Here is a 23781-nt window from a genome sequence, read left to right on the forward strand (position 1 = left end):
TCCAACTCCAGATCAATTGGTATCGGACCTCGTTTCCATCATCGCTGTAAAGCTTGTCGTTATAACGGTACCGTATTTGCGGTCGAGGCCGGCTTGCCGCGCCAAACTCGAGAACTGGTTCTCCGCGACCACGACGTCGGAATAAGCGATAACCGCGCAAAAGGACTGCATGTCCCGAAAGTCATTTTCCTGGATGGGTCGGTTGTGCTGCCCCTCCAGCCGCAATGCCAGCTCGCGCTCTATGGCGTAGGTCGGCGTCTCGTTCATGATGCGCCGCGCGTGCTTTTCAAGGATGTCGCGCACTGAAACGTCAGGAACGGCCGCTTTAGAGACCCAAGCCTGAATTTCATCGATTTTGTTTATCATCAGCACGGCATTTTGGATGTTCCGCCGCATCGACTCCTTTTCACCCGCATGCCTTGTCCGGCGTTCCTCGACGTGCTGGCGAATGCCGTCCATCCCCTTCGAAAATCGCTGGACGGCGGTGGTCCGGATGTCTTCCGGTGTTTCCATCAGGTACCGAAACAAAAATTCCTGCGGATTCCCTTTTGCAAATTCGTACATCTTTTCCGATACAACTGGTCCTAGACGCAGATCATCCCACTCCGCTGTCGCTTCGTAGAAAACTTGCGAGAGAAACCAATTGGCATCCCGCGCCGGGAGCGGCAAATCGTACGCGCGCCGAACAGTATCGATGACCTCCATTTCGAGGCGCTTGTGCCTACCTCGGAATACACAAGATTCGCCGAGCGTTGTGATGCAATACGCCAGATCGAAGCGCCGCTCGGGATTATTGACTTTGTGCGTCTCGTAGATGTTTGTAGCCGTCAAAGGAAGTAATACGCGGTCGGCTTTTCGCTCGCCGACCAGAAATTCCAGTGCAGAACGGGCCTCGCTTTTTTCATCAGGATTCTTTGCCGCCTTTGCCAGTGCGATCCATTTGTTCTGATCCAGATAGACAATCTTCCTAGTCATCGTACCTCACCGTCCGGGGCGAACGTCGGACAATAGATCATGGCGCTATACGCCGGCATCCGCCGTAGCAAGGACTTCCGTGCCCGTGTCGTGCTTGTCGATCGCGAGAGCCTATTTATCGAACAAGCGCGGAAGCCTTTGCCACGGCACATGGCTTTCATTGGCTCGCAGCCGACCAGGTCGCCCTCAATCCCGGAAGGCACTTTCGCGTCGAACGCTTTACCCCCGCCGAAGGCTTTGCTTCCACCAAACCCTAGCCACACGGTTACGATGGCATGACGGCGGCAATGACCAGAGCAAGCTCCTCCTGACCCCGCCCGAGGACGTTGTTGCGCTGCTGGCACCGCCGACCCGGCCGCACCACTGCCACCACGCGGCAGCGCGGGGGCATCCAAGCTTCGAAGGGCCAGGCCAACGCTCGCGCACCACTCACACCGGCGAAATCCTGAGTTCTAACAGAAGACAGACCCGTCTTCACAAAGCCAGAGACCAGCCGGGGCGGCTCGAACCACACGAACCGGCCTCGCAGGGCAAGCCTCCCCTTGCTGCGCTTGCGCATAGGCGCCCGGCCGGACTTTCCAGAAGACGCGACCCCACTTCTGAAGGCACAGACTCTGGCCTCTCCCGGCGTGCCTCGCCGATATAACCTATCCGCTGGCAAATGGGGGCACGTATGACGCCGGACAAACTGATCGAGCATTTTCGCTGTCATCCCAGCAGATTTCTCGATAGTTGCCCGGCCGCAGCCGCTGCATCGCGTTCGCGCGAAAGGATGGTCCGAGCCACGCGGTCAGGGCCGGAGCCCATGAGTCCGGCTCTTTTCCAGATAACCCGGCGGCCCCGCCACAGCGCATCATCGCCCGGTGGCAGCTCGCGCGCGGCCGAGAGCAATGCGCTGGTTCTCGACGTCATAAGGCCGCGATAATCCGTTCGACGCCCTCGACCACGGCTTTCGCGTCGTTCCTCGTCACCAGCTTACCCGTGTGAACCGCATCATTACGCAGCTTCGTCCATCCCATCACCTGATCATGACCGTCAAAGGCGACGCCGTGCTCCGTTGCCAAGCCGAGCAGTTGCCGGATCGACATCGGCCGCCGAACTGCTTCCCGCGCAGGCTTGCTCAGGTGCTCCCGTAAGGTTGTTTCGAGAAGCGTCATCGCCGCGATAACCGCCGCGCGATACTCCTCGGCTTCAAGAAGCCGGCGCGGCTCCTGGCGCTGCGCGAGGCCCATTGCGTCCGCTAGGCGTTGCAGGTGCCTGCCAAGGTCTTGCACAAACGGGCTCTCTTGACAGGACCGCCGGACGCTGAAAAACCAATAGCCCAAGGTTCGGAGCCGACAACTGAGAGAATTCCGTTAGAACGGGGATAACCTCACAAGCCGCCGCCGGTTTGGCCTACCATTCGTTTCCTTGGCGCGTGCCAGGGCAAGCCCCAATTCGAGCTGCGTATTGGATGAGCTCGCATCCACCACCATTACGGCGGCGCGATCAATGAGCGTATCGATTTTCGCGCTGACGCTGTCGCCGAGATTGACGACGTCTGCGGCCGTAACCGGCACGAATCGCGCAGCTTCCGCCAGTGGAAAGACGTTCTCGCGGTAGAACGGAAGCACATCGAGCGGCGTCGCAAACAGGCAAAGTCGGGTCATGGCGTCGCGCGGAAGTAGAAACTGCTCCAGCGGCTTTTCTTCGGTCGCCTTCAGCGTGGGACCCGCGTGCTCACGGCGATATTCGCGCAGTTCGACAAAAGCCTCGGCGAGAACCGCGCCATACCTCTCGCGCGTACCCGGCAGGTTGACGACCTTGACCCCACGACGCTCGAAGCGGGCGATGTCGCCGGGCTTCGCATTGACCATGATGGCATATGCCATGCGCCGCGTTTTGCCGAGGCGGCTCGCCACCACATTCCAGATCTGCCGGAAGTCTAGGTCGTCGAGGCTGTACCCGATGAACACGGCGGTCTTGGTGATGAGAAGGTTCGAAAGATAGGTCGCGATTAAAGGATAGTTCGTAAGGAAACCGTCGTAGTCGGCCTCGGTGACCACCAACCGCTTGGGGTGGCGCACGTCTCCGTGCAGCTTGAGAAGAAGCGTACCCGCTGCCCCCACATTGATGGAAAGCTGGTCCTCGTCCACCACCGGGTGAACCGTCCGGTTATCCTGCCGGTCGAGGTCGTACTGCTTCTCAAGAAGGAAATCAAAGTTCGTTGTGCAGACGATATCGAAAGGAAGGCTGCAAACTCCTTATGCGCGGGACCCGGTGGACCCGATCGAGATGCAGCAGCTCCGCCAACCGTTCGATGAGACGGGCCCGCCCGAATTCATGCTCGTAGGCCGAAATGCCGTCCAGAACACTGGTCGGTGAGTAGTCCTGGAGTTCGTCGGCGAAGCTTTTGCCAAGCTCAGACCATAGCGGCATCTTGGCGGGCGGTGGCAATTGCGCATTCAGCGACATGCCCGCCCCAATGACGGGCAGCCATCGGCCGTTCACAAGGTCTTCCAATAACGGCTTTGGGAAATGCGCAAGGTATTTGGGAGCCACGACTGCCTGAAATCATTTAGGTTGGAACGCTTTATCAAGCAACAAAAATGGTCACTTATCAAGGACCGCGCAGGTCAGCACGCAATCTCGCCCAATCGAGCGCAGCTATACTGCGCCCGACACGTCGATGACGATGACGGCCAGGCGCTGGCGCATGTTTTGCGGCATGAGATTGATGAGCATCTGCTCCATCTCGGCGGCGGATTGCGGCCGGTTCATGCCGTTCGGTGGAGCGGGGATGGGATACGGCCTCTTGTCCCCAAACCAGAACACGCAATAGACGCCGAACCCCTTCGCATCGGGGTCATGCGCATAAAACCGTTCAAGCTGCCCCTGAATGGCCGTCCAGACCTCGGCATGATAGTCACGCTTCAGCTCGCAGAGCACCTTGCGCGACGGCATTGCCACCGAGATATCGGCCCTTTTGTCGGCCACCATGTGGCCTTCAGGCTCGACCGTAATACCGAGCGGCAACAAAGACGGCCGCATTAGCGTCACGACATCGTCGCGGCATGCCTCCTCAGGGCGAGGCTTATCCGGCTTTGAATGAGAGTCGAGATTCCAGAACTGCTTGAAAATATCCGTGTTCGCTCGCGCGATGCGATGCTTGAGATCGACAAGATGCGCGACGAGCAACGCGTGAAGGTCGGCCACGGTCGCGGGGGACAGGTTGGCCAATGCCTTCACCGTTTGCGGCCAGCTCGGCCGATCATAATCAGCATCCCGGCGCCGCTGCCGCTGGTTTGCGAGGTCATGAAGAACATGAGGACGGTACGAGGCGAGTTGGCTGTCGTCCCGCAACCTTTCAAGTGCGTCGGTCGCCGCCTGACTTGGCGATGCAGAAATCGCGCTGATGAGCGAGCGCACCCAATCGGCCGCATCCCACGCATTCGTGTCGCCGCTCCAGCCGCTGGACGGATGCGATGCATTGGGAAAATGGCTGCCCGCCAACTGGGCCATGAATTCAACCATGGGCAACGGCAAGGGCTGCGGAGGCTGCCCCCTCCCGGCAAAACCGCTTTTGTCACGAAGGTCAAACACGAAGGCAGGATGGGCCCCGGCCCGTTGCCGAACATCGTTCTCGAACGCCGCCGGCGCGAGCATATAAGCTGTGGCCAGCCAAAGATCCCGCTGCCGTTGGTCAACAACGCTACCTGCCAGCACGGTCTGCGCCAATGCCAGCAGGCGGTCATGCAGCACTGGGAGCTTTATGGCCGCGCTCAGCATTTCGTCGAGGCGAAACGGCGATGCGTTGGGATAGTCCCGGAGCAGGCCCAGCACGATATCGGCTCGATAGGATTCAAAAGCTACATCAGTCAGAAGTTCGTGAAGCCCATCGGCGAATTCGTGTCCCCTTGCGAGGCGAGCCCGCGCCATTTCCAGATAGGCGTCGCGCACCAGTTCGGGGCGCTGCTCCAGCAATTCTTTGCGCCAGGGGTGAACCATCACGTGTTCGACCCCGTCCCGCGGCACATAGACCGGATGGGCAACATCGAAGACGAGCATTCCTTTCAGAAAATCATCCGGCAGGTTTGAGAGGCCCTGCCCGGCCGACATGCGCTCATTCAAACCCGCTGCGAGCACATACCACCATTCGGCGTATTGCTGCTGAGCCGTTGAGCTCACTATTTCGGCCAATGGCGGCAGGTCGTCGCGTGAGAGCGACGCAGCCAGCCCTTCGAGCGCGGCATCGATTCTCTCTTCGCCAAACCACGCGGCGACGCGCGCACGGGGCGTGGCTACGCGGTCCACGTCGTTGTACTGCGCGAAATAGAGCCGCATGATATGAAGCAGCCAGCCTGCATGAAGGCCGCTCCGGATTTGCCCGACATTGCGGTCAAAGTCCTGCTGCTGCTTCTCGCGGGTCTCCTCGGTATCGACTTCCTCTCGGCTCGTGCGCCCCTCAAAATACCTGTCCGGCAGGTTCGAAACCGTTGCCCGCGTGCGGGTGGCCGCAAGCGCCGCATCCACATCGGGCAGTGCAAAGAGCCGATCGAACACCTGGCTCGCGTGTGGTTCCGTGGCGTGATAGCAGAGGCTAAACGCGATGTCGCAGAGAAACACGCGGCGGTCACTTCCCGGCGCCGTAGCGAGCAACTCCGCCAACGCAAGGTCCAGCAATGCGTCCGTGTTCAGCTCGAACAGCAGCGCCTCACGAAAGCGATGCCAGGAGAGCCATCGGTTCTCATCCAGCGGCACAGTCCGAAAGAAATGCAGCGCCAGCTCTGTGAGCCGCTCGGGCGTTTCGCCCATGGCGACGCGCAAGTCGCGCGCCCGGCTTTCGTTATTTCCGCCCTTGAAGGCGACGCGCTTGCGAAGCCAGTTGATGACTCGCGCTGGGTCCATGGGACCCGGCGCGCGCCAGGCGCGGACAAGGATCCGCGCGTAGAAGGTGCCGGCCTCCCAGGCGCGCCGGTCAAAGCCCCTCGCTTCTTCATTCGGGACGACAATGCCATCAAGCACAGCCGAGAGGTCAGCCAGTGGAATATCGTCCGCAAGATTCCAGAACAGGCCCGTGCTGGCCGCTTCGTCACCCGTCTGGGCGTCGTTAAGAAGCGCCACGACGTCTGCCGCGCCATAGGGGCGACCATAAAAGGCCCGTATGATTTCTGCGCGGAGCCGCAGGTCGTTGGTGGTCTTGCCGAGGCTGCCGAAGACCTGCCCGATGGCGGTTTCGCCGGCCACGGCGTAGCGCAGCAGCGCGGTCAATGCATGCAGGCGCTCAGCCATGGGTGAGGCCTGCCGTGCGAGCGCGGTCGCTAGGTCCGGGAGCATGGCCGGGATCGGCGGGCCGAGCGCAAGCGCATCCACAACAACCGAACGCACGCCGAAGCCCGAATTGGGATTGTTCAGAATGGCGCGGAATTCCCCGACCATGTCGGGCCGTGCCAGACCGCCGATGGCTTTCGACTCCCAGTTGCCCGAACGGAACCAGGGATTTTCCCTCGAAAGCCTGTCGAGTGCCCGCACAAGGCAGGCGCAGGATGAAGGCGTGAGCGAAGCTGCATCCCCATAGGTCAAGACTCCATAAGGGTCCGCCTCGATAAGCGCGTCGGCATGCGCGGGCAGATGTACCGCGAGCCAAGCGTGGAGCCCGCGCAATTCCGCCGCGGGATGCCCATCGACACCCATCAACGCGACCACCCGGCCGAAGGGCAGGCCCTCGTTGACCTGCGTCGCCAGAAATTCAGCCGCGAGATATTCCGCCGTGGTGCGGTGCGAGTAATCGACCGTCTCGGGTTCAGGCCCCGCATCGAAGACCCGGCGGCCCAGCGCAGCTTGCACCTTCTCCGGCGGAAAGAACGTGACCGAGCGATAGCCCGGGATGTCTTCCGTGCCCTCCTGATCCGTGAGGCTGATGGCCTCGACATCGCTGATAAGGCGCGCGGCGCACACCGCGCCCGCGATGGGCCGCAGTTCGGCGGCGGAGTAGGAGCCGCTGCCCGAGCGCGCGCGCTCCTGGTTAGACTCCTGGAGCCAGAGCCCGGTCGAAACTTCGAAGAGCGCCTTGCGCGTCGCTGGCCAGTTACCCGCCTGCACCGCGCGCCAGAGCATGATGAGGTTTTGCGGGTTCTCGAGAAAATCGCCGAGACCGCGCTCAACCGCTTCGGTCAGGAACGCATCCGCCTCGGCTTGCCCCGCGCCCTGTGCAGCGAGAGCGGCCAGTTGCTCGCCGCGGGAAAGGCTCTGGAGCAGGAGGACGGGCGTCTCGCCGTGCTGCTCGAAATAAGGTTGCAGCGCCGCAAGATCGCTTTCCCCGAGCCAATCGGCCACCCGGCAGGAAATCCGCACCTTGGCGGGATTGACCTCGAAGAGCTTCGTCACCACGGCATCAACAGCGTCCCGATCGGTGCGTCCCGCGCGCTGCTCATCGAGGCCGTCGATAAACAGCGACTGCCCGGCCAGCATGTGGGCTGGCATGGCGAGGAAGGTCCGGGCTTTCAGAAACCGTGCGCCCTCGGCCGCGGCGGCCGCCCTGAAGACATGCGTTTTACCGGCGCCGGGGTCGCCCAGGAGCACAAGGTTTGGCGCGGCCACAAAATCGCTAAACGGGCGAGGCGCTGCGTCCTGTGGCCGGTCGGGTTCGATGTTGGTCCGGCGAACGGTGCGTGTCATGCTGCTGGCTTCTACTTAGGGCAATAGCTCGCTTCCACAACCCACCGCTGTCAAGCGCCACCGAACCCCTATCAATAGCATGTTGGGCATCCGCCGCCGCTGGCGCGTCGGCGGCCACCTCCGATGTCGGGTGACAGGTTTGTCACCAACGACATCGACAAGCTCCTTGACCACACGCACCCGGCTGTTCCGCCAGATACGAATTTGACTCGGCGAGAATTTCTTCGTCTCATCTTTGACAAGACCATCATACTCCTCGAACAGCTTGGAAAGCTGGAAGGAGGGACGAGGCTGGGTCCCGAGGACAGCAGCACGGGCCGCGGCATCGTTCCGTAGTTCCGGCTTATCCAGCGCGATGACCCGGTCCAGCCAGGCTTCGGGCGGAAGCATCAGTAATTGACCGCTCTCGACATAGTCGAACCCCAGGGGACCGAGCCCGCCGTCGCGCATCCTCGTAGCCGTTGGCGACCGCCTCGGCTTGCCGGCGGGGATCGAACCCCTGTTTCAGTCTTGAGAGGGTTGAGGATCCTGTTGCCGCGTGCTCGCCGCCAAAGCATCTGGTCTGGGCAAGACGTAAGAGACTGTTTTTGATAGTGCGCAGGCGCGATGCAGTGAATCCGAAGGACTCGAGCTCGCAGCCGAATCAAGGACTAGATCACTGTTGGCGTTCGGCCGCGATGCTACCGAAGTTGCTACGGAATCGCGAGAATTTTGCGAAACCGCGCTTGCGATCGAACCCCCGATCTGAGCTCGCCTATCTAGTCCGCTCATCGCCTCGTGTTTTTTCGCGCCCCGCTGCATCCATGTCCTTCTTCGCGTCTCGGCGCCGGCTACTGGCCAGCTCCGAAAGCGCCCTTTTCAGCGCATGCCGCCGGGTTTCGACAGCCGGCATCTCGTTGACGAATTGCCGTATTTGTCGCGCTAGCACGCGATCTTCTGCCACTCCAGACCGCTCTAGCTCGGCGGCATAGTCGATCTATCGCCGGCGGATAGCGTCCTGGCGTGACTTAATCTGTTCGCTCCAAGGATGTTTGGCAGTCCTGCCGCCCCTCACTTCCGAAAGCACCTCCTTACGGGCGAGCCTTTCAACCTCGGGCGTGATCTTTCGCTTGCGCAAAGCGAGCACCGCCCCGCGATCGGCCTTTCGAGCCCGTCCGCGGGTTCGGCGGGGCGTAGCCTCCGCCGCGATCCCGCGAAGCCGGAGTTCGCCAGCAAATCGTTCCCGCCAGGCCTGAAGATCCGCCTTGCGGGGATTGAGTCGCTTGCCGTCGTGGCTCAGGGACCGGACGGTCAAGTGCACGTGGGGATGCTTGTCGTCGAGGTGCTGGACGAAGACGTAGTCGTGATTGTAGCCGAACGACTCGATGGCAAATGCCCGGGCTGAATCCTTGACTGCGACGGCATCGGTGCCAGCCGGCATCGACAGGATGATGTTGACTGAAAGCGACCCGTCGCGGCGGCGCTTGTTGTCGAGACCGGCATCATCATCCCATTGCTGCTGCAGGTCTTTCAATCCGGTACGACCTGCCAGCGTCGTGCCCTGCTCTGTTTCCGCATCGAGCTCGCCGTTTCGCGTGATGTATGCCAGGTGCGACTTGAGATGTGCTACGCTCTTGGTCCGGCCGGTGATCTTGACCATTACCTCCGGCGCTCGGCGCACGATGCGTTCGAGCTTTGCACGCATCGCCGGCGTAAGGCGGCCAGCAGCGGCCGGATCGGGAATATCCCACTCGGCCCGCCGCGGGCGCCGATTGGGCGTTTCCCAGACATACGAGATCGGCGGAAGTTCCGAGGCCAAGTCGGTCGGTCGCGGCGAGCGCCGGCTCATCGCCATCCATCCCAATAATCCGCGTTGCCGTTCAGCGCATTACGAACGTGCGCGAGCTCTTTCTCAATGACCAATTTGGCCTCTTGAATTGCGGACAGATCGGATTCAACCGCCCTGCCCTGCAGAACACTGGTGTTTGCGGCGCGCGCGATCTGGTTGATGTTGCCGCCGATCCGGTTAAGCTCGCGGACGATTGCTCGAAGTGCGTCATGCTCGCTCGGGGAATGTTGCACCGGTGAGGCCAACCGCGAGCGCACCAGTGCGACGATCCATCCGGTTCGGGTCATGCCGCGCTGATGTGACACTTCCGCGAGCTGCCGCAGCTCGCTCTCGCGAAATCGCACCGTCACCTTCTCCGGCCGCCCGACCGGCAACGCCAAGATGCGCGGCGCTGGTGTAGCTAGTGAATCGGCAATGAGACGCCGAAGCAGAGCGGATTTGCCGCCCTGGGTGGCGGCAAGAGCTGAGAACTCCGCAGCGACCTCGTCGGAGACGTGAAGCGAGATCAGAGCCATGCACGCCAATCCCAATCGCGATGTAATACATCGCTGGCGCGAAGCCTATCCTGCACTAGAAAACGCGAATTCTTCCACCCCCTCCATGTTGGTTCAAACCAACAGGGCCGGCATTCAAAGCTCGCCAGTTGCTGCAAATGAGATCCAACCCCGCCGACGATCGATGCGGAGAATTCCTCTGGCAATGACGCAGCCGTCGCCCCTAATTCTTGTTCTCCACGAACGCCGTACGCGCAGATCGGCAACATCGGCACCAAATATGTGCACCGCGTACGCCGACCAACAACGCGATCCAGAAATACCTTGGTGCCAAGAAAGTACCCCAGCTCTTTGTGGCAACCGGTGCCACCAAGTTCGGAGATCCCAAGAATTTCCCCTGGACTATGGGATGGCAACCAACCTACCAGACCGAGGGTCGGATCTACGCCAAGTACATCCTGCAGAACCTTCCACAGGGTAAGATCGGCGTGCTCTACCAGAATGACGATTCCGGCCGCGACTACCTCAAGGGCCTGAGAGACGGCCTTGGAGCGGAAGCCGCGAAGCGCATGATCATCGCCGAAATACCCAACGACCCGACGGAACCCACGGTCGACTCTCAGGTGGTTGCGCTGAAGACCTCCGGCGCAGATATCTTCTTCGACGAGACCTCGCCCAAGTTCGCGGCAAGGCAATCCGCAAAGCCGCCGAGATTGGCTGGAAGCCGACGCTGTTTCTCGCCAGCATCTCCAATTCCGTAGGCTCCGTCCTGAAGCCGGCGGTCTAGAAAATTCGAAGGGTGTCCTTTCCTCGAACTACATCAAGGATCCGACCGATCCGACCTGGAATGATGATCCCGCCATCAAGGAGTGGTCGGCCTTCATGGACAAGTATTTTCCCGAGGGCGACAAGACGTCTACCTTCAGGGTCTATGGCTACGCCATGGCGCAAACGCTGGTCCAGGTCCTGAGGCAATGCGGCGACGACCTGACGCGCGAAAACATCATGAGGCAGGCGGCGAGTCTAAAGAACTTTGAGCTCGGTCTGCTCCTGCCAGGCATCAAGATCAACACGAGCCCGACCGACTACTTCCCCATCGAGCAGATGCAGATGTCGCGATTCAATGGTCAGCACGGCGAGTTATTCGGCAGCGCCATCTCAGGCGAGATCGGCAGGGAGTAGCTAGAAGTGAGCGCGATGTGCAACTTATCCAGGGCTGGGCATGGAGCGGATTGAATGCTACTGCCCATCGTGGCTGTGAATAACTTGGGCGTAAGTCAGAGAAAGCGAGCCTAGCTGAAACCGGCCGCCAACTGAGCCGGCCTTACTCTTTGAGGGCGTCTAGTTTTTCAGTTAGCTCGGCGAGGTGTCGGTGAGACCGGCCACGGCTCGCTCACCTGGATTCCCAGCAATGATTTACGGCACTGCCCGAACCAAAATTCAACCTGCTCGCGGGTTAGTTTGTCGGGGACATTCGCAATCAGCATCGCCTCAATCTAATTGAGTGTTCTGTGACGATAACAATTTAAAATAGCATAGGCCAGCACCCCCGCCGGGTATTGGTATGAATAGGCCACTGTGGGGTTCGAAACGGGCCACTGATGATGGCCCTTCCTCCCATTCGAGGTGGACAACTCAGGTTCCACAACTCGCCCGAATGGTCTCCCGATGATACTTGTAACTCGGCATCGGGCCGCGTGGGCATTTGGGAGGATGTGATGGCAAGTATTGGGCATGGGCTAAAGATCAAGTTTGGACTCGGACACGACCCGTCACCCGATAGAGCCGACGAATGGGCTCGATTGACCAGAGAATTTATCCGACAAGGACACAGCCCGGACGCGGCCGGAGATCGGGCCGCAAAGCAATTATTTACCGATTATAAGACTCGGGTCTACGCCTCGGAGGCCGACACTATCGCTCTATTATTGCAGCAGGCTGGCGACAAGAAGTGACGATAGACGAACTGTGGGCTTTCATTACCGCGCCGGGGACAACGTTCGTGGTCGGCGGGGTGGCTGGGTTTTTGGCTAATCGAATCACCATGACGGCCTCTGAACGGAGCGCTCATAGGCAGCGCCTGTACGAAAACGGCAATTCTCACAAGCGTGAAAAGGAAAAGCGATACCTCGAATACGTTAGCGCGCTTGGGACGTATTGTGCGAAAACAGATCCCGCGACTCTTTCTGATTTTCAGATCGTGTCAACGGCTGGAGAACTTTACTTCAACGAATTGAAAATAATAGCGTCTGCAATACTGGACGGAAGAATCGATGCCGCCTCGGCGAGAGACACGTTCGTTCCAAACATTTTGGAAGCGCTGGATAAGAACATCCCACAGCATTACGACACTCTACACAAGATGGCCGCTAGGATCGGCGTTGCTTATGATGGCCAATTTAAGCGTTCAAACTATGAGCCACTTTTCAAAGTGGTAGAGAAATACGCGAGCAATGATCTTTTACCATCATTGCTCGCGCCTCCACGCAACGGCTAATTCTTGCCGCCCTGAATTACCGTGAACTTCCGGCGGCGATCTGGCGGGTCTCGGTGGGCAGCGCAGGGGCGACCGCAAGCGCGGCGTCCACAAGCTGCGCAATGATCCACGCCTGCCAGCAAGCCCCAGCACCTTCACTGGCGTCGTGCGCAGGGCTTCATGAGTGCGGCACAGATTGCAATGCGCAACGTACAACCCAACTGCCGCAACGTGATTATCGAGCTTCTTAGAGAAGCCATTGGTGAGGCGAGTAAATTGGCGGCTATCTTCTCAGGTACCGATCAAAGAACATCTGGGCACTAGCGCCCAAATAAAGGCACGACTCGAGTTCGCGGGCAAGCCGGGCGAATGCCAAGCGGCTATCTCGTTCGATCCCGACCTCCGGCCTTGCGCGCGGGGCACCAAACCTATCAAGGTAGGTCATGCCACGGTTGGCAAGCGCTTCGAGCGCCTTTTCTGAGCGGTCCCAAGCCTCACAGGCTTTGATGGGAAGCCGGACACGATGACAGTAAAGTTCAAATTCTTTGGTGATTGATTGAAACCAAGCCGCGTGTCGGCCCGCAGAGTGGGATTTTCATGTTGTTAACTTGAAAACCTATGTTGCGGACGATAAAAGCCCGACCCCGCCAAATGCGATTGGAGACACTATGGCCAAGAAAACGAAACTCGTTCGTCGCGAGTGGACGAAGGATGACGTGCGACAAATGAAACAGATGGCCAAGACCAAGGCTGGTGTTACAAGAATCGCGAGGGCTTTGAAGCGCACAGCCGGTGCGACCAAGGTAAAAGCCGCGAAGCTTGGTGTTTCGTTGTCCATGCGATGAGGCTTTGCGCGCGGCATTCTGTTTCGATCCGGGGAGCCGCGCGCAGATTCGTTAAAGAGAACTAGCATTACAGTTGCTTTTGTTGCGGGCTTCTGAATCCATGGGCAACCATGATTCGAATGTCGTGGGCGCGGGCCGCGTCGGTTGAGGCGACGCTTGCGTTGTGGGCGGCGTCGCTTCGAGAGATCAAGCAACGGATACGTCCGTTGTTCACGCAAGAGCGTGTTGCGACGAATGCAGGTCTGTTCCTGGAAGGTCTGCTCGGAGATGAGCAGCGCAAGACCGGTTGGATGCGCGCGGAGGCGGCTGGCGATCCCGGCCCATGGCGGCAGCAGGCGATTCTGGGTCGTGGAGACTGGGACGCTGATGCCCTGCGCGATATCGTGCACGACTATGTCATCGAGCATTTGGCGGATGACGATGCGGTGCTCGTGATCGACGAGACCGGTTTTCTCAAACAGGGCAAAGCGTCATGCGGAGTGGCGCGGCAATACACTGGTTCGGCAGGAAAGATCACGAACTGCCAGATCGGCGTCTTCGCTGCCTACGTTTCGCGTCATGGCCATGCGTTCATCGATCGCGCGTTGTATCTTCCGAAGGAATGGACCGACGATCCAGATCGTCTGGAAGCCACATATGTGCCTGCCGATGTCGGCTTTGCGACCAAACCAAAGCTTGCGACGAGAATGATCGCACGCGCGATAGCCGGGTCTGTACCATTCAAGTGGGTTGCCGGTGATACCGTCTACGGTGTTGGCAACATCGAACAGCAACTACGTCGGGCAGGCAAAGGCTACGTGCTTGGGGTCAGCAGCGCTCATGTGTTTCGATCCTGGGGCAAGCGACCGCCGGTCGCCGGTACGGCTGCAGACCTCGCCCGGACGCGGCGCTCATCCGACTGGAAGCGCCTGTCGGCGGGAGCCGGAACCAAAGGACCGCGGCTGCACGATTGGTGTTATCTCGAATTGGCGGATCTCGAGGCCGAGCAGTCCAACAGTGCAAATGACGGTTTGTGGACACGCGGTCTACTGATCCGTCGTCGCATTGCCGATGATGACCTCGCCTTCTTCACCACCTGGTGCCCAGCGGGAACAGCCATTGAAACGCTGGTCGCGGTCGAAGGCCATCGATGGGCGATCGAGGACAGCTTTGAAACGGCGAAAAACGAGTTCGGGCTCGATCACAACGAGAGCAGATCCTGGCATGGCTGGCACCGTCATGTGTCCTTGGTGATGCTCGCCTTCGCCATGATGGCCGCGATCCGACATCGCGCTAATCCGCCACCGCCCAAAAAAACGAAACGGCGCCCCCCGGCAAAAGCCAAAACATAACCACCCCACCACTGATCCGTTGGTCAATCCAGGAAATCCGCCGCATTGCTATCAGACTTGCGCGGAAGCGGATTCAACCCGCACACATCATCGCATGGTCCTTCTGGCGCAGAGCTCACCAGGCTGCCGCTCAACGCGCCCACTTCAAATCAAAAAAGCAACTGTAATGCTAGGGTTCAGACTCAATTGATCCAATAAGCGACGAGAGCGGCGAGGTGGACGGCGGCCAAGAAGTTTCTGGCAAGTTTGTCGTAGCGAGTAGCAACACGCCTGAAATCCTTGAGCCGGCAGAAACAGCGCTCGATAACATTGCGCCCTTTATAGAGGCGCTTGCTGAAGCTGTGGAGGGTTACCCGGTTGGATTTGTTTGGAATGACGGGTTTCGCGCCGCGATTGACGATTTCGGCGCGAAAGCCGTCGCCATCGTAGCCTTTGTCCCCAATGAGGGAAGACATGGGCGGCGCGAGCTTCAAAAGGGCCGGCCCTGCGGCAATGTCTGCGGCTTGTCCCGGAGTGAGATGAAATGCGCAAGGTTTGCAATCAGGGTCGCTCAGCGCGTGGATTTTCGTGGTCCGCCCACCGCGCGAGCGGCCGATCGCCTGTTCACACTCCCCCCTTTTCCGCCGCTCGCCGAGCGATGCGCTTTGATCGAGGTGGAGTCGATCGACAAAGCCACTCGGTCCTTGCCGCAGCGGGCGAGCGCTTCAAAGATCGCCTGCCAATGTCCGCGCGTAGCCCAGCGATGAACCGATTGTAGATCGTCGTGTAAGGGCCATAGTCGGACGGGCAATCGCGCCAGCGTGCGCCGCACTGGAGCATGTGAATGATACCGCTGATAATGCGTCGATCGTCTTGGCGCGCCGGGCCGGTCTGGTTCGTTGGCAGATGCGGCTCTATCTGAGCCCACTGCTTGTCGTTGAGCCAGAACAGTCCTTTGCGCATCGAAGTCCCCCGTGCCGAATCAACTTGGCACGAGGGAATCAGAACTCGCTAATTAGGTACAGACCCTTCTGTAATGGGCCCGATGATGTCAAGCCTCCCGGTGAACGTCGCGCCGCCGAGCTCATGCTTCTGTCCGTGGTCAACGCCTGGCCGCCACATCATGCTGTCAGAGGGAGCGGTGAGCCTATCTAGATACGCGTGGTTCGTCGGACGACGGCCACTGGGCGTGTAACGGCTTCACCGCATCCACCGTCCCGGCGACGGGACTTCGGGCACTGGGCTTCTGTTCAGCCCGGTTGCATTCCGGCTCTTCTCCTCGTGCTCTATGCTGCGATCGGGCCCGCTTCAGCCCATCGGTAAGTTGTGCCGTCGACCCAGATCCGATGCAGGATCACTGCAAGCTTACGTGCCAAGGCAACTTTTGCGCGCTTCGAGCCTCGCCGCTTGGCGACGTCCATCCCCCAGCGCTTAAGTTTTGAGAACCGCGTGATGCGCGATAGCAGAACGTTGGCGGCTTCATACAATACCGTGCGCACCATCTCGTCACCGGCCAGCGTGATTCCGCCCGTGACGTCCTTTTCTCCCGATTGGTACTTCTTTGGCGTGAGCCCGAACAGCGCACCTGCCGCCTTCGATTTCGCGATGCGATGAGGCTCATCAATCGCCGATTTGTAGGTGATGGCCACCAAGGGACCAACGCCCGGCACGGTCATAAGCCGGCGACAGACCGCATCGTCACGCACAGTTGCCAGCACAGCCTTGTGCAGCCTTCCGTACTCTGCCTTCAAGGCAGATCGCGCCGAAAGCATCGCACCGGCAATGCGCTCTAATGTCGCCTGACCAGTAACCAACTCTCGGATCCGCGCTTCGAAATTCCTCCGCGTCACCGGGCCAACCTTCAGCCCGAAGCCACGCAAAATCCCTCGAATACTTAATTCCACGTCGATAAGTCGCCCGAGAAGCTGTTTGCGCGCGATCAGGAGTGCCCGGATCTCCTGCGCACCGACCGACTTTGCGTGCACCGGCTGGACCAGCCCATCCGGATCAACTGGGCTATCCCGCGGGCATCCTTGCGATCAGTCTTTACCGTCATCGCCGATAATGCGGCCTTTACGTGCCGTGTTTCCAGCAGAACCGTTTCGAATCCTGCTTTTCTCAGCCCCGCATGCAGCCATTGGGATAGCGGCCCAGCCTCCAGCCCGATCCGCTCCACTGCAAAGCCGAGCGTCTCAAAGAACTCAACTAAGGCGTCGGGTTCGCTTGCGACCTTCGCCTCTCTCAGGATCTTACCCTGGGCATCCACAACGCACACGCTCGACAGTTCCAATGACACGTCGATTCCGGCATAGTTCTCCACGGCTGTCCTCCGTCTCTAGATGCTTGGGGCCGACTCAAGTCGTGACCCCGTTTCATCATCTATCGGGGGACAGCCACCATCATGACCCCTTCCTCGGAGCAGGGCCCATTACGGCATCTAGAACCAGCCGCCGGACTTAGACTCCCCAATTTTGCAGACGTGTGAATTTTCCCATATGCCGGTCGAAGCCTCTTTTTCGCCAAGGATTCACCGCCCCCCGGTAGTTGATTAATTGTCGGCTAAAACGCTGATCGTTTCTTCGCAAAGGCGGCGCAATCACGCGATCCGAGCAATTCGCAAGCTTCTGCTAGCCAACCTTCCCTCATCGATTAACGAATTTGAGCTTTTCCTGATCGGGATCGGGAAAAGGCGGCAATGGCGCAACCGGCGGTCAAAGGACGCAAGTGAGCAATGGTGTTCGCGTTGTGGATCAATCCGCATGGTCCAAGCGTGCTCGACTGCGCCGACAAACATCCTCGTCCCTCACCCGCTCACCGGGCCGGTAGCGGTTAAGCATGGCCTTGAAGAAAGCGGTGGCGCCGCCTTGCTTTTCGAAGCTGCGCGTCGCCAGCTCCAGGGTTTTGAACGGCCTCCCATTCAAGCCACACCTGCCGGCACTACCGCAAACTCGAACTGCGCCTCGCAACCATCATGCGCGCATACTGGCTTTTTGAGAGTAAAAGGCCTCTGGAACTTTTTCCGGCTGCACTTTTTGCAGGCGAACTGGCTGCGGAAAGCCTTGAACTCCTCCCAGCGCGCCTTCTCGTCGCCTATCGAGCCGCCGCCATAAAGCCCGTCCTGGAAGTGGCTGCCAAAATTCTCGATCTCGCCCTTCACCAAGCTGTCGAGGAAGCGGTTGTTGACCCCCGGCACCAGCGCAGGCGCGAGCTTGGCATCCTTGAGCAGGCCGGCAAGCGCGGAGGCCAACTCGCTGCGTTCGTAAGAATAGGCCCTCTCCAGCGACCGGATCCGCACGCTGACCCCGAAATCCCGACAGACGCCGAGAAGCCATTCTTCCTCGGCTTGACGCATCTCGTTGGCCGCCGACTGGCCCACAGCCCAACGCGCCTCGACCATTTCGTCGCTGACCTTGTGGTCGGCGAAACGCGGCCCGTAGGCCGGATCGAGACCAATAATCCGGGTGAAGTGCCACACCTTTGGCTCGAGCTGGTCCTTCAAATAGTTGAAGAACCGCTCGTCGTGGGTGGCAATCAGGATTTGGCTGCCATCGAACATGGTGGCGATGAGCCCTGCAATGGTGCGCCGATGATCGGCGTCGTAGGAGGTAACTATGTCATCCAGTGCGATGATGGGCGCGCCGAAGTTAAACTGCTGGATCGCCGCCATCCGCAACGCCAGCGCCACCGAATGGATCTGTGAGTCGCTCAAATAGCCGCCCGGTTGCACGCCAGTGCGATTCTTGGCGAAATCGATCAGGAGGTTGAGCCGCTGCTGGTTCGTGTCGTCTTCCGCCGGCAGCTCCAACCGGATTGGCGCGGCGCCAGCGCCCTGGATCAGCTCGTAGATGTCGTTCATCGGCGTCTGAAGTTTGTCGAGAAGGGCCTGCACCTTCTTGCGGATCTCGGCCGAGATTATCGTCGCCTGCGCCGTCAAGGCATCAGAGAGTTTCCCCAGCTGAGCTCGCGTCCGCAGGGCGAGGTCCCGCTCTCTCTGTAGCTCCAGCAGCCGATCGACCGTCGTCTTGGCCTTGATATAGGTGTGGTCCCCTTGTTTCGACTCTATGTCGAAGATGGTCTGATCGAGCGCAGCGAGCAGCTTGGCGATCGCCGCAACGATATCCGCCGAGGCTGGCACGCCAGCCTGAGGCCAGCCGGCTATGCCGGCTTGATACGCGATGAGATCGGCTTTCAGTTCCGCTTCATCTTCGCCGAGGAGGCCAATGAGCCCCGGCAACGCAGCCACCAATTGGGTATGAGCTTTGGTCGCAGCAGTCTTGGCCGCGTCGAGCGCCTTCTTGGCGTCGGCATAATCGGCCAGCTCTTCCAGATGATTGGCGATATGACCCCGGATCGCCTCGGCGCTGCCCGCCGCCGTCTCAGCTACGGGCGTTTCACAGACCGGGCATACAGCAGGGGCCGGTGCACCTTCGGCGAAAAGCGGCTCCGCGGCTTTCCACAAAGCCTGAAACACGGTGCTCGCCGCCTTCTCGCGCTCTTCCGCTTCCTCGGCAAGCGCGGCCGACAGCACCCCCACGGCCCCATCAAAGGTCGGAATCGCGCCGCTGGCGACGGCCTCGCCGCTCTCCGCGTCCGTTAGCTCCGCCCATAAGGCGGCCGCCGCATTGCGGATCTGACGCAGGCCTGCAAGCCCGATCTTGTTCTCTTCGGCCTTAGCGCGCGCTTCCAGCTCGAGATAGGCCGGATCGCCAGCCGTCAGCGCCGCCAGCACTAGCGACGCGTCGAGCGGAGCTAACACCGACATGTTGGCGTAAGCAAGTATCGCCGCCGAATCCCAGGCTTTCACCACCTGGGCCGCCTCCCTAGCGAGCTGGGTATCTACACGCTGCAGTGCCGTCCCGTCCTCCGACGCCGCCTTTACCTGCGTGCGCAGCGCGCGAATATTCTTCTGCACCTCGACTAAAGGGCCGAGCTGCAGCCAATTGGCGACATCCGTGTAGCGCTGTTCGGGCGTATGAATTTCGACGAAGGTGCGCAGCGCGTGCCCGCGGATGATTGGTGGCACCGCGAAGCAGGCGTTCACAGTCGTGGCCACTGCCGGCATCGGCCGCTTCGCCCCTATCGCCGATCGGCTGCCGCTGGTGGCATGCTTGCCCGAAACGACGCCAATCGTGACCGCCGGAGCGATCTTCGCCTCCTCCGCCAGATTGTGCGCCAGTGCGACCGGCCCGGCCTGGTTGTTGATAGTGCGCAGCCCGAGCCTTTCGAGTGTGCCATCCTTGGAGAACATGAATTCCAGCGCATCGATGACGCTGGACTTGCCGCTTCCGTTCGGCGCAAAGATCGCCAGACAGCGCTTCTTGCTGAAATCGAATGTCTTCGGTTGGAGATACGCGCGGAACCCGGAAAGCTCCAAGGACTGAAGGAAGTAAGAGTCAGCCATTGGCCAGCCCCGCGTTCGGAGGATTGGCACGTTCGCCTGCGAGTTTCAGGACGGCGTCCTTGGCCTGAGCGACGGCGTTCTGCGCGGGCTGCGCTTTCAGGATGTGCGTCTTCAGGATATCCGCCAAGCCGGCATCGACACCCTCCCTCTGCGTCAAGCCTACTCCCAATGTCGCAAGAAATGCCTCGGGCGACTCTATAGGCTCTACTTCACTTTCCACGCGCTTATTCCCTATTGTCTGCCTGAGGCACCGAGACTGCCGCAGAAAAATGGCACTTCCTTCAATTTTACTAGCTTAGTTGCGGAGACTATCCTGTACCAGGAGCCCAAAATCGCGACACGCTTCCGCTGCTGCGCGATTCGGCTGATTCGTCTTTCTCGGAGGACGGCCAATGGTCACTTGGATCCACACTAAAGCGACCGTCGCAAGCAGGAGAGCGACGAGTCTGCAACCAGTGCGATGGATCGCAGAATCTCATGATGTATCTCCTGGCTGCCCGACGTTGGCCGATGAAGAAGAGAATCAGCGACTCCGTTGGAGAATAGGCCGTGTGCTGATTCGGTGCACGTCGCGCACTCACGTAATAATGCACGATAACTGCGCCACAGCAGGCGCGCGGGTCGAAATCATGCGTCGGGTTGGAGGGCACACAACTAATCGGCCAGGCCAAGGCGCTGAACCGGAACCATAGCTCCCTCATTTTGATCCGGGGCGCGCCGCCTCGGGAATGAGATCGGAGAAGGCTTGCCCAAGGCGCTCTAAAGCCTGCGATCTCCCGTGGCGCAGCCGCCTTCGGCGGAGCGGCGCTAACGTTATATCGACGTCGGGCCGCAATCCTTGCTTGGGTGGCACGATGTCGGGCGCATCTCGGCGGGCCGGTCGATCTAACCTGGTCCCTTGCCTGGGTGCTGGCCAAAACGCCAATGTCCGCGTCATTCCCAACGCAACGAGCTTGGAGCAACTGAAAGCCAATGCTCGTGCTGCGGATCTCATCCTTTCAAAAGAGAAATCACCGACCCGATCTGATCGGCGAGTTCGTCGACATGTCACGGCAGTACGCAACTCGAATGCACATTCTGGACGCGCCGCCTCCGTTGAACGCGATCTACGCCTTTCGCCGTGCGTGATTGCTGCAGACGGACGGGTGAGCGTGTCGATCGCCGCGTCCGAACTGCGGGCAAGCGTTCGGCTCCGACCAGCTCAGCGCCGCTCAGAATATGCAGCAGCACGATCCGCCCAAGTATTCCGCAGGCACAATCTATGATACATTTTCGGAACTATCACACTCGGGATGGGGTGAAATGCCGAAGAACATTGTGATCTTCTCAGATGGCACCGGCCAGGCCGGCGGCATCAATTTCGACGAGGCTAGAACGAACGTCTACAAGCTCTACCGAGCTTGTCGCGTTGGTCCTGATACCAAGGTTGACCCATCAGCACAGGTGGCCTTCTACGATCCTGGTCTGGGGTCGGCTTCCGACGGCGGCCACTTCAAGACTGGCTGGATGCGGTGGCTCTACAACCTGGCCAGCATGGCAACGGGCCTCGGGATCACCCGCAACATCGTCGATTGCTACGCGGCGATCATCGCTCTCTACGAAGAGGGCGATCGAATCTATCTGATCGGCTTCAGTCGCGGCGCCTATACGGTTCGATCTGTCGCCGGCGTGATGACCCAATGCGGCATCCCGCAATACCTGCCCGATGGTTCTCCCCTCAACCGCGACTCCAAAAGTATCAAGAAGTTGGCCGAGCACGCGGTCAAGAATGTTTACCAATTCTGCCCTCCTACACCCGGAAGGACACCATAGGTTACCGAAAATTCCTGCTCGAAACGCGGGATGCCATCGCAGCGCAATTCCGGCGCGAGCATGGCAGTTCACAGACCGTTGGCGAGGTCGAACAGGCCAATGTATTTCCTTATTTCATCGGCGTCTTCGATACCGTCGCGGCTCTCGGGCACAGATATCTTGGCTCTGCGTTCGTAGCGATTGGCATCGCCATCCTGGTCGGACTGCATGCGGGCGGCAGCGTGCTCGAGCCTTACTTTCCGTGGGCTGGATGGGTAGCGCGCATCTTGAGCTATTTCGGCATCACAGCCGCACTGATTGCGTTTCTGAGGAATTATCTCAAGCTCGCGCCGCCAATGCCGGGCTACAGTCTGGCCAAGCGGCTCATGACCCTGCACCTGGCGCCCCCCAAGCACAAATTCTATGACACCACATTGAACCGCAATGTCGGCTACGCCAAACATGCGATTTCGATCGACGAGAACCGCGCCGATTTCAAACGGGTTCACTGGTCGCCGACAGCCGAGAAGCAGGACCAACGCGATGCTCACGGCAATCTCTATTTCGAGCAAGTCTGGTTTCCGGGCGTACACGCCGACGTTGGTGGTGGCTATCTGGAGAATGAAGCGCGCCTGTCGGACGTGGCGCTAAAATGGATGGTCGCTGGCGCGTCGCTCGTCCCGGATGGTCTCAAGCATCATGGCAGCGTCTTGCGGCTATCTCCAGACCCCGCCGGACCGCAACACAATGAGCAAGCGGGCAGCATCCTCACGGCCGGTGTGCGCCACCTTCCTGTCGATCCGGAGACCGGCGAGTCCGCGTCACCAATGCACAAATCCGTCTACAAACGGTTCGAAACAGACCACGTCCTGCTTTATGATCGGATGGCACCTTATCGTCCGGACAACATGCGCGTTCACGTCGATTTCCGGAGCTATTTCGACCACGGGACGCCTCCACTGCCTAAGTGCGTTGCAGACGATCTCGAGTCTAAATGGGAAAAAGCCAACCATGTGGGCCGGCTATAGAGCTTGAGCCTTCACGTCCCTATCGTCGGATAGGCGACATCGATGCACGCACCCGTGCCGCGGTCCTCCTTGATGACCGCTCCTTCATCGGCTGCCCAGCGAAGATTGGCTGCGACCGCGCCGGGAGCAATCGATCTCCCACGAAACTCCGCGAATGGGACTTGCGGATGGGCTCGCTTTCGAGTGAAGCAGCAGATCAGCCGACAGCTTTTTGCTTGATCCAGTATGCGATAATGTAGGCTTGGTCCGTAAAAGTCGATGCGATAGGGTCCAAGTCGAGTTTTTTGCAAATCTTGCGCTTTTGCTTTTCGAATTCCATATATTCCTTGGCTATCACAGTCCCGCCAGGAAGAACTTTCTGATTTGACTCCGCTCGAAGAAAGTCGCGGACCTGAGCTATGACAGAATTGGTATTTCCGTTATGCGACTGTATGTCTTGCCCGGCGATGTCGGAGATAAATTTCTGATATCGATACTTCTCTTTGTCCAACACCAAACAACTTTTCCGACGCTGTTGCGCTGTTCCAAATCGCTTCGCTCCCAAGAAAATTCCTAGTTCAAGGGGCATGTTGAACCGCGGTAGTCGACTTGTACTATCCAGCTCAGTTCGACAAAGATCGTGAATGCCAAACCGGCATTGTTCGACCAGCTTCATGATCTTTTCGATCCGGGTCCCCCCGCTATCGATACTTTCGAGCGCGCAACGAGGCTGGAAGCCGCAGCGAGCGACAGTGAAAACTATCGCGTCGAAAAAAGGTCTATATTTCTTATCGAAGGGACAATTTATGAAGACAGCCAGGTCCGCAGATGGGCGAGACATTAAGATCTTCCGCGAACACCTGTGATGGCCTTCTCTAGGCGCTGCACACTGAATCCGCGTGGCTTACCTGGCGGCTTCACGATGACGACTCCGTCTGGCGTCGCCCCGATCGGATCGTAACCAGCCGTCTTGTACAGGTTTTTTATCCGCTTCACG

General features: G+C 59.5%; 19 protein-coding genes and 3 pseudogenes. 6 read left to right on the plus strand and 16 right to left on the minus strand.

Translation table 11 applies throughout. The features are described 5' to 3' along the window. Positions 1 to 12: 12 nt before the first annotated feature. From IVB54_RS39920 to mobC, 8 genes are all read right to left on the minus strand, one after another. Positions 13 to 975 (minus strand): hypothetical protein, encoded by a 963-nt coding sequence (locus IVB54_RS39920; protein ID WP_247777623.1) that lies wholly within the window; start codon positions 973 to 975, stop codon positions 13 to 15. A 908-nt stretch (positions 976 to 1883) separates the two neighbouring features. Continuing rightward, positions 1884 to 2207 (minus strand): hypothetical protein, encoded by a 324-nt coding sequence (locus IVB54_RS39925; protein WP_247477058.1) that lies wholly within the window; start codon positions 2205 to 2207, stop codon positions 1884 to 1886. Positions 2208 to 2330: 123 nt separating this feature from the next. Beyond that, positions 2331 to 3194 (minus strand): SIR2 family protein, encoded by an 864-nt coding sequence (locus IVB54_RS39930; protein WP_247477084.1) that lies wholly within the window; start codon positions 3192 to 3194, stop codon positions 2331 to 2333. Then, positions 3172 to 3516: a hypothetical protein gene (locus IVB54_RS39935; RefSeq protein ID WP_247477060.1), complete on the minus strand. Its 345-nt coding sequence runs from the start codon at positions 3514 to 3516 to the stop codon at positions 3172 to 3174. The genes IVB54_RS39930 and IVB54_RS39935 overlap by 23 nt, the downstream gene beginning before the upstream one ends. A gap of 105 nt (positions 3517 to 3621) precedes the next feature. Beyond that, entirely contained in the window at positions 3622 to 7632 is a 4011-nt protein-coding gene (locus tag IVB54_RS39940; protein WP_247777624.1) for a hypothetical protein, read from the minus strand. 15 nt (positions 7633 to 7647) lie between these two features. Further along, the gene (locus IVB54_RS39945; RefSeq protein WP_247482126.1) at positions 7648 to 8082 is read right to left on the minus strand and encodes a hypothetical protein; all 435 of its coding nucleotides are present in this window, start codon (positions 8080 to 8082) and stop codon (positions 7648 to 7650) included. A 526-nt stretch (positions 8083 to 8608) separates the two neighbouring features. Further along, positions 8609 to 9460: a relaxase/mobilization nuclease domain-containing protein gene (locus tag IVB54_RS39950; RefSeq protein ID WP_247477077.1), complete on the minus strand. Its 852-nt coding sequence runs from the start codon at positions 9458 to 9460 to the stop codon at positions 8609 to 8611. Continuing rightward, complete coding sequence (mobC, locus tag IVB54_RS39955; protein WP_247777625.1) at positions 9457 to 9840, minus strand: plasmid mobilization relaxosome protein MobC; 384 nt, start codon at positions 9838 to 9840, stop codon at positions 9457 to 9459. Before mobC ends, IVB54_RS39950 begins: the two co-directional genes overlap by 4 nt. A 407-nt stretch (positions 9841 to 10247) precedes the next feature. Here mobC and IVB54_RS39960 point away from each other — a divergent pair. Both IVB54_RS39960 and IVB54_RS39965 read left to right on the plus strand, forming a co-directional pair. Continuing rightward, positions 10248 to 11136 (plus strand): annotated as a pseudogene (locus tag IVB54_RS39960) (ABC transporter substrate-binding protein); the annotation flags it as partial. A 769-nt stretch (positions 11137 to 11905) separates the two neighbouring features. Further along, positions 11906 to 12451 carry a hypothetical protein gene (locus tag IVB54_RS39965; RefSeq protein ID WP_247478257.1) on the plus strand — a complete coding sequence of 182 codons (546 nt, stop codon included), beginning with the start codon at positions 11906 to 11908 and terminating at the stop codon, positions 12449 to 12451. A gap of 138 nt (positions 12452 to 12589) precedes the next feature. On the opposite strand, the pseudogene IVB54_RS39970 reads toward IVB54_RS39965, so the two are convergent. Then, positions 12590 to 12712, minus strand: a pseudogene (locus IVB54_RS39970) (transposase); the annotation flags it as partial. A gap of 386 nt (positions 12713 to 13098) precedes the next feature. Between IVB54_RS39970 and IVB54_RS39975 the strand changes: the two are divergent. Together IVB54_RS39975 and IVB54_RS39980 are read left to right on the plus strand one after the other, a co-directional pair. Next, complete coding sequence (locus tag IVB54_RS39975; protein WP_247478256.1) at positions 13099 to 13275, plus strand: hypothetical protein; 177 nt, start codon at positions 13099 to 13101, stop codon at positions 13273 to 13275. A gap of 110 nt (positions 13276 to 13385) precedes the next feature. Then, complete coding sequence (locus IVB54_RS39980; protein ID WP_247285483.1) at positions 13386 to 14606, plus strand: IS701 family transposase; 1221 nt, start codon at positions 13386 to 13388, stop codon at positions 14604 to 14606. Positions 14607 to 14788: 182 nt separating this feature from the next. Here IVB54_RS39980 and IVB54_RS39985 read toward each other — a convergent pair whose 3' ends face one another. The 5 genes and pseudogenes from IVB54_RS39985 to IVB54_RS40005 form a co-directional block, all read right to left on the minus strand. Continuing rightward, complete coding sequence (locus IVB54_RS39985; protein ID WP_245286348.1) at positions 14789 to 15298, minus strand: IS5 family transposase; 510 nt, start codon at positions 15296 to 15298, stop codon at positions 14789 to 14791. Beyond that, the gene (locus tag IVB54_RS39990) at positions 15210 to 15548 is read right to left on the minus strand and encodes a transposase (protein WP_247777626.1); all 339 of its coding nucleotides are present in this window, start codon (positions 15546 to 15548) and stop codon (positions 15210 to 15212) included. The genes IVB54_RS39985 and IVB54_RS39990 overlap by 89 nt, the downstream gene beginning before the upstream one ends. A gap of 323 nt (positions 15549 to 15871) precedes the next feature. Next, positions 15872 to 16905, minus strand: a pseudogene (locus tag IVB54_RS39995) (IS110 family transposase). A gap of 597 nt (positions 16906 to 17502) precedes the next feature. Further along, entirely contained in the window at positions 17503 to 19986 is a 2484-nt protein-coding gene (locus IVB54_RS40000; protein WP_247480366.1) for an AAA family ATPase, read from the minus strand. Next, the gene (locus IVB54_RS40005; RefSeq protein WP_247409343.1) at positions 19979 to 20143 is read right to left on the minus strand and encodes a hypothetical protein; all 165 of its coding nucleotides are present in this window, start codon (positions 20141 to 20143) and stop codon (positions 19979 to 19981) included. Before IVB54_RS40005 ends, IVB54_RS40000 begins: the two co-directional genes overlap by 8 nt. A 1145-nt stretch (positions 20144 to 21288) precedes the next feature. On the opposite strand from IVB54_RS40005, the gene IVB54_RS40010 reads away from it, so the two are divergent. Next, entirely contained in the window at positions 21289 to 21798 is a 510-nt protein-coding gene (locus IVB54_RS40010) for a DUF2235 domain-containing protein (protein ID WP_247777627.1), read from the plus strand. Positions 21799 to 21866: 68 nt separating this feature from the next. Here the strand turns inward: IVB54_RS40010 and IVB54_RS41890 are convergent, their stop codons facing one another. After that, positions 21867 to 22007: a hypothetical protein gene (locus IVB54_RS41890; protein WP_346658865.1), complete on the minus strand. Its 141-nt coding sequence runs from the start codon at positions 22005 to 22007 to the stop codon at positions 21867 to 21869. Positions 22008 to 22064: 57 nt separating this feature from the next. Here IVB54_RS41890 and IVB54_RS40015 point away from each other — a divergent pair, with 57 nt between their 5' ends. Then, positions 22065 to 22805, plus strand: coding sequence for a DUF2235 domain-containing protein (locus IVB54_RS40015; protein ID WP_346658866.1), 741 nt, complete (start codon positions 22065 to 22067; stop codon positions 22803 to 22805). A 196-nt stretch (positions 22806 to 23001) separates the two neighbouring features. Here the strand turns inward: IVB54_RS40015 and IVB54_RS40020 are convergent, their stop codons facing one another. Continuing rightward, the gene (locus IVB54_RS40020; RefSeq protein ID WP_247477846.1) at positions 23002 to 23460 is read right to left on the minus strand and encodes a hypothetical protein; all 459 of its coding nucleotides are present in this window, start codon (positions 23458 to 23460) and stop codon (positions 23002 to 23004) included. Positions 23461 to 23781 lie beyond the last annotated feature (321 nt).

Origin of the sequence: Bradyrhizobium sp. CW1 (assembly GCF_023100665.1) — a bacterium.
Taxonomy (GTDB): domain Bacteria; phylum Pseudomonadota; class Alphaproteobacteria; order Rhizobiales; family Xanthobacteraceae; genus Bradyrhizobium; species Bradyrhizobium canariense_D.